10 protein-coding genes are annotated in these 13,105 nt (G+C 35.3%); all 10 read left to right on the top strand.

Annotated elements, in window-relative coordinates:
- The first annotated feature begins 32 nt into the window (after positions 1-32).
- The 10 genes from fabF to BLQ56_RS06575 all read left to right on the top strand — a co-directional run bounded on the left by fabF (position 33) and on the right by BLQ56_RS06575 (position 12,984).
- Complete coding sequence (fabF, locus tag BLQ56_RS06620) at positions 33-1,271, top strand: beta-ketoacyl-ACP synthase II (RefSeq protein WP_090851197.1); 1,239 nt, start codon at positions 33-35, stop codon at positions 1,269-1,271.
- Between the two features lie 118 nt (positions 1,272-1,389).
- The gene (locus BLQ56_RS06615) at positions 1,390-2,193 is read left to right on the top strand and encodes a DUF2268 domain-containing putative Zn-dependent protease (RefSeq protein ID WP_090851194.1); all 804 of its coding nucleotides are present in this window, start codon (positions 1,390-1,392) and stop codon (positions 2,191-2,193) included.
- A 527-nt stretch (positions 2,194-2,720) separates the two neighbouring features.
- A complete protein-coding gene (locus BLQ56_RS06610) occupies positions 2,721-3,695 on the top strand; it encodes an ABC transporter ATP-binding protein (RefSeq protein WP_090851388.1) in 975 nt (324 codons plus the stop codon).
- Positions 3,692-4,717, top strand: coding sequence for an ABC transporter ATP-binding protein (locus tag BLQ56_RS06605; protein ID WP_090851192.1), 1,026 nt, complete (start codon positions 3,692-3,694; stop codon positions 4,715-4,717). Before BLQ56_RS06610 ends, BLQ56_RS06605 begins: the two co-directional genes overlap by 4 nt.
- Before the next feature lie 105 nt (positions 4,718-4,822).
- Positions 4,823-6,469 carry a peptide-binding protein gene (locus BLQ56_RS06600; protein WP_090851189.1) on the top strand — a complete coding sequence of 549 codons (1,647 nt, stop codon included), beginning with the start codon at positions 4,823-4,825 and terminating at the stop codon, positions 6,467-6,469.
- Positions 6,470-6,656: 187 nt separating this feature from the next.
- The gene (locus BLQ56_RS06595) at positions 6,657-7,607 is read left to right on the top strand and encodes an ABC transporter permease (protein WP_090851186.1); all 951 of its coding nucleotides are present in this window, start codon (positions 6,657-6,659) and stop codon (positions 7,605-7,607) included.
- A 44-nt stretch (positions 7,608-7,651) separates the two neighbouring features.
- The gene (gene opp4C, locus BLQ56_RS06590) at positions 7,652-8,542 is read left to right on the top strand and encodes an oligopeptide ABC transporter permease (RefSeq protein ID WP_090851385.1); all 891 of its coding nucleotides are present in this window, start codon (positions 7,652-7,654) and stop codon (positions 8,540-8,542) included.
- A 694-nt stretch (positions 8,543-9,236) separates the two neighbouring features.
- Positions 9,237-10,220, top strand: a complete 984-nt coding sequence (locus BLQ56_RS06585) for an ABC transporter ATP-binding protein (protein ID WP_090851183.1) — start codon at positions 9,237-9,239, stop codon at positions 10,218-10,220.
- The gene (locus BLQ56_RS06580; protein WP_090851180.1) at positions 10,217-11,239 is read left to right on the top strand and encodes an ABC transporter ATP-binding protein; all 1,023 of its coding nucleotides are present in this window, start codon (positions 10,217-10,219) and stop codon (positions 11,237-11,239) included. The genes BLQ56_RS06585 and BLQ56_RS06580 overlap by 4 nt, the downstream gene beginning before the upstream one ends.
- Before the next feature lie 101 nt (positions 11,240-11,340).
- Complete coding sequence (locus BLQ56_RS06575; protein WP_090851177.1) at positions 11,341-12,984, top strand: peptide-binding protein; 1,644 nt, start codon at positions 11,341-11,343, stop codon at positions 12,982-12,984.
- Positions 12,985-13,105 lie beyond the last annotated feature (121 nt).

Raw genomic sequence — 13,105 nt, 5'->3', positions numbered from 1 at the left:
AGTTTAAAATAATAGATAGGAGCTGACTCTCATTGGAAAAGAAAAGAGTAGTAGTCACAGGACTGGGAGCTTTAACGCCGATTGGAAATGATACTGAAACTTCATGGAGAAACGCGCTAGCAGGTGTTTCTGGGATAGGGCCATTAACTAGGATTAATATAGAAGGGTTACCTGCAAAGGTTGCCGCTGAGCTTAAGGACTTTAATCCTGAAGACTTTATGGAAAAGAAAGATGCTCGTAGAATGGATCGATTCACACAATATGCGTTAGCAGCATCATTTATGGCAGTGAAGGACGCTGATTTAACAATTACAGATGAAATTGCACCTCGAGTTGGAGTGTGGATTGGCTCAGGTATTGGCGGAATGGAAACTCATGAAGAACAGCATAAGATCTTCTTAGAAAAAGGTTATCGCCGAGTGAGTCCATTCTATGTTCCGATGATGATTCCAGATATGGCAGCGGGACAAGTATCCATTGCGCTAGGTGCAAAAGGTATAAATACATGTACAGTAACTGCGTGTGCAACAGGAACAAATTCTATTGGTGATGCATTTAAAGTCATTCAACGCGGTGATGCAGATGTTATGATTACTGGTGGAACTGAAGCTCCCCTAACTAATATGTCATTTGCAGGCTTCTGTTCTGCAAAAGCACTATCGTTTAACCCAGATCCAAAAACAGCAAGTCGTCCGTTTGATAAAAATAGAGATGGATTTGTAATGGGTGAAGGTGCCGGAATTCTTGTTATTGAAGAGTTAGAGCATGCGTTAGCACGTGGAGCAAAGATTTATGCTGAGATTGTTGGATATGGTGCGACTGGAGACGCTCATCATATTACAATGCCTGCTCCAAATGGTGAGGGTGGAGTAAGAGCAATGAGACAAGCGATTCAGGACGCGGGTCTTGAGCCAAGTGACATTGATTACGTAAATGCTCATGGTACTAGTACAGAGTATAATGATAAATTTGAAACATTGGCTATAAAGGAAGTGTTTGGAGAGCATGCTGGTAAATTGGCAATTAGCTCAACAAAATCAATGACAGGACATCTATTAGGCGCCGCAGGTGGAGTAGAAGCAATTTTTTCAATCCTGGCAATTAATGAAGATATTGTTCCTCCAACTATTAATTATGAAACTCCAGACCCAGAATGTGATTTAGATTATGTTCCAAACGAGGCAAGAAAACAAACAGTTCGAGCTGCACTTAGTAACTCACTAGGTTTCGGAGGACATAACGCAACCATTATTTTTAAGAAATATAATTAGTAATTCATTTTGAGGCTTTCCGCTGCTTTTGGGGAAAGTCTCATTTTTTTTTAGATTTCACTTCTTTAGTATCAATGCATACCTTAAATAGTAATCAAAAAAATTGGGGTGTGGACTGATGACACTAGTTAATACAAAGCGTTGGTTGGAAAATCATTATGATGATCCAATTACAATTTGTGAAAAAATTAGAGCTTATTTTAAAAATGAGGGTGTAACTGCTTCTGAGATCTATGATTTCCTAAGTATGAATGGAATGTATAAGCCAGAGAAAAATAAGACTGATCACTTAAACGCATTTATTAATTGTGAATTTTGGGAGATTGTTAGCAAAGAAAGAAAAGCTTTGAAAAAGGAATGGGATGTACCTAATATACCGATCTTTATTTTACCTTCTGATCGAAGAAACAAAATGATAACGAAAGATTATAATGGAAAATCGGGGATAGCCTTCAGTGATAAGTTATTTCTTTTTCTTTCGGATACTAATAGTGCAAAAGAGGTTAAAGCTGTATTTACACATGAATATAATCATGTTTATAGACTTTCTAAAAACAAAAAAAATGAGAGAAAGTATCATCTATTAGATACAATCATCCTTGAAGGTTTAGCAGAGAATGCTGTTCTAGAAAGATTAGGTGAAACAGAAATGGCGAACTGGACCACCTACTATTCAACAAAACAACTCGAAAGATTTTGGATTAAATTAATCTTGCCGAACATAAATCTTACACAAGAGGATCATTTATATCATAGACTTTTATATGGAATTGGTCATTATCCTAAAATGTTAGGTTATTGTGTTGGGTATCATCTTGTAAATCAATATTTAAGAAACAATGATCTAAAGGTCAGTGATATTATTGAGTTACCTTCAGAAGAATTCATCTTGAAAACACCTAATTCACCTACAACAGAATAGCTTAGGGGCTATTCTCTTTTTTTCAACATAATCCGAGGATTTCATCTATTAAAATGTGAAAAAATTCTTTTTTAATATAAGAACTTGTAAGATTTTCTCACATTATTTGTGAAAGAAAGCGTTTACTTTATAATTTTTTTTCGGTAACCGAATACTATTAAAATCTAGTACTTACATTATTTTAGAAAAATAGAGAAATCTTTAAAGATGACGTTAACCGTTTGGAAATCAGGGTTATTTATAAGGGCGTTAATGTAAGGTGACTAAAAGTAATTTTTCAGAATAAGGATAATTGAATATTGCGATAATAAAAAATAGACAAAACTTTTACAAAATTAATAAAATTATAAAAATTAACTTGAATTCGTAATCTTACTGTAATATTATATATTTATAAATTGTGATATTTCTGAACATTCATTATTTTAAATCTTCCATTGGGTTATTATTGCAAGTTTTCATAGATTAATAGTTCTATCTAATTAATTGTCGTTCAATAATTGATAAGGGATGGTGAACGGATGAAAATGTCTCCTCTATTAGAAGTTAAAAACCTTAAAACTCATTTTTTTAAGAAAAAGTCTGTCATTCCCGCAGTAGATGGTGTTGACATAGTTATACATAAAGGTGAAACTGTTGCTCTTGTAGGAGAGTCGGGTTCCGGTAAAAGTATTACCTCTCTTTCCATCATGGGATTGGTTCCAAGTCCAGCAGGCCGGATTGTTGACGGAGAAATTATATTGGATGGTAGAAATCTTGTGGATCTTTCAGAAAAAGATTTGTGTAAAGTTCGTGGCAATGAAATATCAATGATATTTCAAGAACCAATGACTTCATTAAACCCAGTGTTAACAATTGGGGAACAAATAACAGAAGTATTAACCTATCACCAAAAAATATCTAAGAATGAGGCAGTTAAAAAAGCGATTGAACTCCTAGAGATGGTCGGTTTTTCCAGAGCTGCAGAAATTATAAGTGATTATCCACACAGATTATCTGGGGGTATGAGGCAAAGGGTAATGATTGCGATCGCAATGAGTTGTAATCCAAAGCTTTTAATCGCGGATGAACCTACAACCGCTTTAGATGTAACGATTCAAGCGCAAATACTAGATTTAATGAAGGAAGTAAGTCGGAAGTTCGATACATCGATACTATTGATCACTCATGATTTAGGTGTTGTCTCTGAAATAGCTGAAAGAGTTGTTGTCATGTATGGAGGGCAAGTAGTAGAAGAAGCATCTGTTGATGATCTTTTTGAAGATCCACTTCATCCTTATACATTGGGATTAATGAATTCGGTACCTTCGATAGATGGAGAAATATCGAGATTAGAATCCATTGAAGGGAATGTCCCTTCTCCAGAACATATGCCTTCAGGCTGCAGGTTTGCTCCAAGGTGTGGAAAAGCATTTGACCGTTGCGTTACTGAACAACCACAATTAAAAGTAATTGGGAGTCGTTCTGTTCGCTGTTTCTTACATGAGGGGGACGTTAAATGATATCAGTTAATGAAGAAACTAAGGTTCCTACCATAAAAAATGAAGAAACTAGCACACTTTTAGAATTAATTGATGTTAAAAAGTATTTTCCGATAAAAGCTGGGTTACTTCAAAAACAAGTAGGAAATGTAAAAGCAGTCGATGGACTTACATTGAAAATAAAAAAAGGTGAAACAATTGGTATTGTTGGAGAGTCAGGATGTGGTAAATCGACAGCAGGCAGAACGATTATTCGCTTGTATGAACCAACAGAAGGGAAAATTATCTTTAAAGGCACAGATATCTCTCATCTTTCTGAAAATAACTTAAGAAAGACGGTACGTAAGGATATTCAAATGATTTTTCAGGATCCATTTGCTACATTAAATCCTAGAAAAACATTACGCTCGATTATCAAAGAGCCATTGAATACGCACAATCTTTACTCTAAAAAGGACAGAGATGAAAAAGTTAAAGAGTTACTAGATACAGTAGGATTAAATTCTTCTTTCATTAACCGTTATCCCCATGAGTTTTCCGGCGGTCAAAGGCAAAGGATAGGCATTGCGAGAGCATTGGCGTTAAAACCTGAACTAATCATTGCTGATGAAGCTGTTTCAGCGTTGGATGTTTCAATACAAGCCCAAATTATTAATCTAATGCAGGATCTCCAAAGTGAATTTGGACTGACTTATATCTTCATCTCTCATGATTTAAGTGTTGTCAGACATATAAGTGATCGTGTTGCAGTGATGTATTTGGGAAAAATGATGGAACTTGCACCAAAAACTGATCTATATACAGAACCACTTCACCCTTATACACAAGCACTTCTCTCAGCAGTTCCAACACCAAGGTCAAGAAATGGTGTTAAAAGAGAAAGAATTGTCCTGAAAGGTGAGCTTCCAAGTCCATCAAATCCACCAACTGGTTGTGTGTTTCATACAAGATGCCCTGCTGCTACTGAAATATGTAAACAAGTTATCCCGCAATTTAAAGAGGTAAATAAAGAACATTTTGTTGCCTGCCATTTGTATGAATAAGCATTAAATTTGAAATCTACCTTGAAAGGGGGCGGTAGCGGATAGGGGAAAGGTTTAGAGAATTTACTTTTTTATATTAAATCAAAATGATAGGGGGAAATTATAATGAATTTTAAAAAATCGGCATGGTTTTTACTTTGTTTAACTTTTGCAATGTCATTATTTTTAGCTGCTTGTTCTGGTGGAAATACTGCGGAGGAACCAGCAGAAAAACCTGAAGAAACACCAGCTGAGGAGCCGAGTGGTGAACCAGTACAAGGTGGAGATTTAATTGCAGGATCAATCGGTGAACCTACCCTTTTCAATCCTTACTATTCAACTGACGTTCCAAGTTCTGATATCGAAGGCTTAATTTATAATGGTCTTTTGACTTCGGACGAGAAGTTCGAGCCTCAAATGGATTTGGCTGAGAGTGTTGACCAATCAGAAGATGGTTTAACTTTTACTGTCAAATTAAGAGAAGATGTTAAATTCCATGATGGAGAGCAAATGACAGCGGATGATGTTGTTTTCTCTTACAGCATTCCTCTTCAAGAAGACTATATTGGTGAGCGTGGTTCCAATTTTGAGTCTTTAGAAAGTGTAACAAAAATTGATGACTATACTGTAGAGTTTAAATTAAATAAAGTTGATGTTACTTTCTATCCAATTACACTTAGCTATGCAGTATTACCAGAACATCTTTTAAAAGACGTACCTGTGGGTGAATTAGGTGAAAATGAGTTCAATACTAAAGCTCCAGTAGGAACTGGGCCATTCAAATTCGAAGAATGGAAAGATGGAGAGTATGTTAAGGTTGTTGCGAATGATGATTATCATGAAGGTCGTCCATATCTAGATTCAATCACTTACAAAATTGTACCTGATCAAAATTCTCTATTAGCTCAATTACAAGCAGGAGACATTGATTTCATGGTTGTTCCAGGAACAGATATTGAAACTGCAAAAGGATTCTCTGGAATCAAAATTGAGTCTGATTTAGCTCTATCTTATACTTACCTTGGATTTAACCAACAGCAAGAACGTTTCCAAGATCCAAAAGTGCGTCAAGCTTTAACACATGCTGTAAACAGACAAGAAATTGTTGATGCTGTAATGAATGGTGATGGTCAAATAGCTAACGTACCAGAGTCTCCATTATCATGGGCATACAATGATGAAGTACCAGTATTTGAATATGATCCAGAAAAAGCAAAATCATTGCTTGCTGAAGCAGGTTGGGAAGATACAGACGGTGATGGAATTCTTGACAAAGATGGAGAGAAATTCTCATTTGTCATTAAAACGAACCAAGGTAACAAAATCCGTGAAGATATTGTTGTAGTATTACAACAACAATTTAAAGAAATTGGAATTGAAGCAACACCTGAAATCGTTGAGTGGAGTGCATATATTGAGCAAATTTCAGCACCTAACTGGGATTATGATGCCCTAGTATTAGGATGGAGTTTATCAACATTCCCGGATGCGTCTGATATCTTCCATTCAAATCAAATTGAAGAAGGCTTAAACTTTGTTTGGTACAAAAACGAAGAAGCTGATAAGTTAATGGAAAAAGCTAAAACAACAATTGATCAAGATGAATACAAAGAACTTTATTCTCAAATATACAAAATCATTGCTGAAGATCAAGCATACACATTCTTATACTATCCAAACGTACATCGCGCAATGCCGGAAAATCTTCAAGGCTATGTGTTTAACGCAAAGAGCGATTTCTATGATGCTAACAAATGGTGGTTAGCAGAATAAACTAACCTAATTAAACCTTTAAAAAAGGGAGGGATTTTCCCTTCCTTTTTCTGTTTTTTAAAGACGTATAATATATGCACCCCCAGCTACTTTTAAAAAAAGTAGACGAATGTTTTAATTTGAAAACTAACGAATTTTTAATAAGTCGTTCAAAATAAATAAAAAAATGTGTAAAGGAGAATTGGAGATGGCGACATATATTATTCGTAGAATCATAATGGCTATTCCTCTATTAATAGGAATTACTATCATTTCGTTCGCAATAGTCAAGATGGCTCCAGGTGGACCAACGGCGTTAATGATGGACCCGAATATAAAGCCAGAAAACAGAGAGAAATTTATTGAAAAATATGGACTGAATGATCCGATACACGAACAATATTTAAAGTGGTTAGGTAATATGGCGAAAGGCGATTTTGGAACTTCTTTAGTTCGTAAAGGGACTCCAGTTAGTGAAATGGTTATTAATCGTCTTCCTAATACATTATTATTAATGGTGGTCTCGACCTTATTAGCTGTTCTAATTTCAATTCCTTTTGGTATTTTATCAGCAACGAGGCCTTACTCTAAACTCGATTACTCAGTTACAATCACATCGTTTTTAGGACTAGCAACACCGAACTTTTGGCTCGGACTTATATTGATTATGTTCATGTCTGTCAATTTAGGTTGGTTTCCAACAGGTGGTACACATACATTAAACGAACCGTTTAGTATATGGGACCGGTTGCATCATTTAATATTACCTGCATTTGTGCTTGCTACAGCAGATATGGCAGGTTTGACGAGATATACTCGTACTAGCATGTTGGAGGTTATCCAACAGGATTATATGAGGACTGCCAGAGCAAAAGGGTTTAGGGAAAGTAAAGTAATTTATAAACATGGTTTAAGAAATGGGTTGATACCAGTCATTACCATTTTCGGCTTGATGTTACCAACCTTTATTGGTGGAGCCGTTATTGTTGAACAAGTATTTGCATGGCCTGGTATTGGGAAATTGTTTTTTGATTCTGCCTTTCAACGTGATTATCCCGTGATTATGGCATTAACAGTAATATCTGCAGTCTTTGTTGTAATTGGAAATTTACTAGCTGATATTTTGTATGCTGTATTTGATCCGCGAATTGAGTATTAAGAAGGGGGAGATATCTATTGGCGCAACCAAACCTGACACCAAATATGTCGGAAAATGTGACATTGAACCAAGGTATCAGTGAAAAGCCTGATACAATGTCAAAGATTATAATTGGAAAATTTATAAAAAATAAACTTGCGGTAATTGGATCAATTATTCTATCGATTATCATCATGGCAGCAATATTAGCTCCTATTATTGCGCCGTATTCCTTTGAGGAGCAAAGACTACTAGATAAATTAAAGCCACCAAGCTCTGAGTTTTTGCTGGGGACTGATAAATTTGGTCGAGACTTATTAACTCGTTTGCTTTACGGAGCAAGAATCTCGTTGCTTGTTGGATTCGCTTCTGTATTTGGAGCAATTACAATTGGAACATTAATTGGATCTTTAGCAGGTTATTTTGGTGGAAAGCTAGATGCAATCTTAATGCGTTTTGTTGATGTATTATTATCAATTCCTAGTATATTTCTTTTAATTACTCTAGTTACCATCTTTCAACCAGGCGTAGATAAATTGATTCTTATTTTCGCGTTAACTGGTTGGATGGGGACGGCACGTTTAGTGCGTGGTGAGTTCTTATCACTTCGTACTAGAGAATTTGTTCTAGCTTCAAAAACGATTGGCACAAGAAGTTACAAAATTATATTTTCTCACATCCTTCCCAATGCGATGGGCCCAATTATCGTCTCTGCGACATTGCAGATTGGTGGGGTAATCTTGGCAGAGTCTGCACTAAGTTATTTAGGTTTAGGTATCCAACCACCAACACCAAGTTGGGGTAATATGCTCCAAGATGCACAGAACTTTACTATAATGCTAACTGCATGGTGGTACCCTTTATTCCCAGGGTTAATGATTTTAATAACTGTGCTTTGTTTCAATTTTGTTGGTGATGGCTTAAGAGATGCGCTGGATCCTAAGGTTAACAATTAATTGTTTGCCAAATATAGTTCAATTTAAATTCTAAGAGGTTGTCCCATAAGTGTTTGATAACACCAATCCTCTATCTAATGGATGAAGCTCGATTCTTCCACTAGATACTGAGAAGTGGTGCCTGGCACTTTAATTTTGGGGCAACCTCTTTTTTTGTGTAATGAAAAAAACTAATTTAGTGCATGTAAGCGTTAAAGTGCGAAATTATGTTATCTTTAAATAATATTAATATTTTAAAAATTTAGAAAACAAGCCAAATGTTAAGAAATTATTAAAAAATTGTTATCCCTTCCATAATATAATTGATGTTGATGTTATATAAGTATGATAAGTTCTTAATAGTGTAAATTATTTTGAAAAAGAATTATTATTAAGTGTTCCTAAGTATTGTTCAGTAAAATTAAGTGGAAATTAAAATTTTAAAATAGTCTTGCAATTTCAGAATAGTTTTAATAGAATAATAAATGAAAGAATAGTTGTAAAATTCAATATTAATAAATTTTTAAAAATAAACTTGATATTGCGAAATATATATAATAAAATACAAGTATTGTTATTTTCAGATAATTTTGTTTAGTTGAATATAGATTGATAAAATCATAGATTGTATGATCTGTTATTTAAATTTTCAGAATAATTAATACTCTAACAGATTCTTTGAATGGATCATGTGTAGAAAAGGGTGAAATTGGATATGTCTACATTACTAGAAGTGAAAAACTTAAAGACACACTTTTTTAAAAAGAAGACAGTTATCCCAGCTGTTGATGGCGTTGACATTAAAATAAACAAAGGCGAAACGGTTGCACTAGTTGGTGAATCTGGTTCAGGTAAGAGTATTACCTCGCTATCCATAATGGGACTTGTACCAAGTCCGGCTGGTAAGATAGTTGAAGGTGAAATTTTACTAGAAGGTAAAAACCTTGTGAGTTTAAATGAAGCTCAGCTTTGTAAAGTACGAGGAAATGAAATTTCTATGATTTTCCAAGAACCAATGACCTCTTTAAATCCAGTTTTAACAATTGGAGAGCAAATTACTGAGGTTTTAACTTATCACCAAAAAATGTCGAAAAATGAAGCAACAAAAAAGGCGATTGAGTTATTAGAAATGGTAGGGTTTTCTCGAGCTGCTGAATTAGTAAGTGAATTCCCGCACCGTCTTTCAGGTGGTATGAGACAAAGAGTCATGATTGCGATTGCGATGAGTTGTAATCCAAAGCTTCTAATTGCAGATGAACCGACCACTGCACTAGACGTTACGATTCAAGCTCAAATCCTTGATTTGATGAAAGAAGTTAGTAAAAAGTTCGATACATCTATTCTATTAATTACTCATGATTTAGGCGTTGTTTCAGAAATTGCTGAAAGAGTTGTAGTAATGTATGGCGGACAAGTTGTGGAAGAAGCGTCAGTTGATGAGTTATTTGAAATGCCTCTTCATCCATATACAGAGGGTCTAATGAATTCAGTACCTTCTATTGATGGTGAGATATCTCGTTTACAATCAATTGAAGGAAATGTACCGTCACCTGAAAATATGCCAAAGGGCTGTCGTTTTGCTCCTCGCTGTTCCAAAGCATTTGACCGTTGTTTTGCAGAACAACCACAATTAAAAGTAATAAATGGAAATCGTTCTGTACGATGCTTTTTACATGAGGATAGGGAGGTAGCTAAATGATTGACTCAACAAACCTTGAAAAAGAGCAACAAGTAAAAGAGGAAACAACTACTTTACTTGAATTACAAAATATGAAGAAGTATTTCCCTATTAAAGCTGGATTGCTTCAAAAAACAGTTGGAAATGTAAAGGCTGTTGATGGTATTACTCTAAAGGTTAAAAAAGGTGAAACACTAGGGATCGTTGGTGAATCTGGTTGTGGTAAATCTACGGCTGGTCGCACAATCATTCGTCTGTATGAACCTACTGAAGGGAAAATCATCTTTAAGGGTCAAGATATTAGTCATATGGGTGAAAGTGAGCTTAGAAAGTCTATTCGTAAAGACATCCAAATGATTTTCCAAGATCCGTTTGCTACATTAAATCCACGAAAAACATTACGTTCTATTATTAAAGAGCCGATGAATACACATAATCTTTATAAACCTAAAGAACGTGATGAGAAAGTAAAAGAGTTATTAGAAACTGTTGGATTAAATTCATCCTTCATTAATAGATATCCACATGAGTTTTCCGGTGGACAGCGTCAACGTATTGGAATTGCGAGAGCATTAGCACTAAAACCTGATTTAATTATTGCTGATGAAGCTGTTTCCGCATTAGACGTTTCAATTCAAGCACAAATCATTAATTTGATGCAGGATTTACAGAAAGACTTTGGACTTACCTACATCTTTATCTCGCATGACTTAAGTGTTGTTCGTCATATTAGTGATAGAGTTGCAGTTTTATATTTAGGTCAGATGATGGAGTTAGCTAATAAAGTAGATCTCTATGCGAACCCATTACATCCATATACGCAAGCATTACTTTCTGCTGTTCCTGTGCCTAAAGGAAGCAAGGGTGTTAAACGTGAGCGTATTGTACTAAAAGGAGAGCTACCTAGTCCATCAAATCCACCTACTGGCTGTGTGTTCCATACTCGATGTCCTGCAGCAACGGAAATTTGTAAACAAGTAGTGCCTCAATTTAAGGAAGTGGAAAAAGACCACTTTGTTGCTTGTCATCTTTATGAATAAGATGATTGCAGTAATAAAAAGGTCTTGATCCTTGAGAGTGAAAGATAACATAGTTATTTTCACTCTCAAGCATATATATAAGGAAAAGGGGAGGAAATGAAATGAAGTTAAGAAAATCTGCATGGCTATTATTAGTTTTAACTCTAGCTATGTCAATGTTTTTAGCAGCTTGTGGTGGAAATAATGCTGATGAGCCTGCTAAAGAAGACACAGATGGAGAAACAGCAGCACCAACAGGTGAACCAGTTACTGGTGGAGATATCATCGTAGGTTCAATTGGAGAGCCAACATTATTCAACCCATTATATTCAACTGATGTTTCAAGTTCTGATATCGAAGGATTTATCTTCAGTGGATTAGTTAGTGGTGATACTGAGTTTAACCCTGTTAATGATTTAGCTACAGATGTTAAAATGTCAGAAGATGGATTAACATTCACTGTTACATTACGTGAAGATGTTAAATGGCATGATGGAGAAGCTTTCAATGCGGATGATGTAGTATTTACATTTGGTGTTCCTAAGCACCCAGACTATGCTGGTGAGCGTGGATCTGCTTTTGAAACATTAGAAACTGTAACAAAAATTGATGACTACACTGTAGAATTCAAACTTAATCAAGTGGATGCTACTTTCCACCCAATTACTTTAAGTTACTTTATCTTACCAGAACATATCTTAGGTGAGGTTCCTGTAGCTGACCTAGGTGAACATGAATTTAATACAAAATCTCCAGTTGGTACTGGTCCATTCAAGTTTGAAGAGTGGAGAGATGGAGAATATGTTAAAGTTGTAGCAAATGACGATTTCTATGATGGTCGTCCATACTTAGATTCAATCACATACAAAATTGTTCCTGACCAAAATTCATTATTAGCTCAATTACAAGCTGGTGATGTTGACTTTACAGAAGTTCCAGGTACTGATCTTGAAACTGTAAAATCATTTGATGGAATTAAGGTTGAATCTGGATTAGGTTTATCTTACACATATTTAGCATTTAACCTACAACAAGAACGTTTCAATGATGTGAAAGTACGTCAAGCAATGACACATGCTATTAATCGTGAAGAAATCGTACAAGCTGTAATGAATGGTGATGGAGAAGTTGCACATGTTCCAGAATCACCATTATCATGGGCTTATAACGATGATGTTCCAAGATTTGAGTTTGACCAAGAAAAAGCAAAATCATTACTTGCTGAAGCTGGATGGGAAGATACTGATGGCGATGGCATCTTAGATAAAGATGGAGAGAAATTCTCTTTCACAATCAAAACGAACCAAGGTAACAAAATTCGTGAAGATATTGTTGTAGTATTACAACAACAATTAAAAGAAGTTGGTATTGAAGCAACACCTGAAATCGTTGAGTGGAGTGCTTATATTGAGCAAATTTCTGCTCCGAACTGGGATTTTGATGCAATGGTATTAGGTTGGAGTATGTCTACATTCCCTGACCAATATGATATCTTCCATTCTAGCCAAAGAGAAGAAGGACTTAACATGCACTGGTATTCAAATGCTGAAGCTGATAAGTTAATGGAAGAAGCAAAACAAATTCTAGATCAAGACGAGTATAAAGAAATTTATGGTAAGATTTATAACATTCTTGCTGAAGAGCAAGCTTATACTTTCTTATACTATCCAAATGTTCACCGTGCAATGCTTGAGAACATACAAGGTTACGAGTTCCATGCAAAGAGTGAATTCTACAATATCCACAAATGGTGGATTGCTGAATAATAGTTAGACAATATGTATTGAACAAAGGGGAGGGGCTCTTCCTTCCCCTTTGTATTTAATTAAGAGTTAGCTCTAATCATGGGCGGTTTCGTCCACCAAAATTAAAAGTACAACACTTTGA

It is taken from the genome of Litchfieldia salsa (genome assembly GCF_900104555.1).
Taxonomy (GTDB): Bacteria; Bacillota; Bacilli; order Bacillales; family Bacillaceae_L; genus Litchfieldia; species Litchfieldia salsa.
Note: the sequence above shows the minus strand (reverse complement) of the source record. Positions and strands in the feature narration are given on the sequence as shown.

Excerpts from the sequence above, each read along its gene's own strand:
- opp4C (WP_090851385.1), top strand. The coding sequence starts at position 7,652 with ATGTCGGAAAATGTGACATTGAACCAAGGTATCAGTGAAAAGCCTGAT.
- BLQ56_RS06600 (WP_090851189.1), top strand. The coding sequence starts at position 4,823 with ATGAATTTTAAAAAATCGGCATGGTTTTTACTTTGTTTAACTTTTGCA.
- BLQ56_RS06575 (WP_090851177.1), top strand. The coding sequence starts at position 11,341 with ATGAAGTTAAGAAAATCTGCATGGCTATTATTAGTTTTAACTCTAGCT.
- BLQ56_RS06605 (WP_090851192.1), top strand. The coding sequence starts at position 3,692 with ATGATATCAGTTAATGAAGAAACTAAGGTTCCTACCATAAAAAATGAA.
- BLQ56_RS06585 (WP_090851183.1), top strand. The coding sequence starts at position 9,237 with ATGTCTACATTACTAGAAGTGAAAAACTTAAAGACACACTTTTTTAAA.
- BLQ56_RS06580 (WP_090851180.1), top strand. The coding sequence starts at position 10,217 with ATGATTGACTCAACAAACCTTGAAAAAGAGCAACAAGTAAAAGAGGAA.
- BLQ56_RS06595 (WP_090851186.1), top strand. The coding sequence starts at position 6,657 with ATGGCGACATATATTATTCGTAGAATCATAATGGCTATTCCTCTATTA.
- BLQ56_RS06610 (WP_090851388.1), top strand. The coding sequence starts at position 2,721 with ATGTCTCCTCTATTAGAAGTTAAAAACCTTAAAACTCATTTTTTTAAG.
- BLQ56_RS06615 (WP_090851194.1), top strand. The coding sequence starts at position 1,390 with ATGACACTAGTTAATACAAAGCGTTGGTTGGAAAATCATTATGATGAT.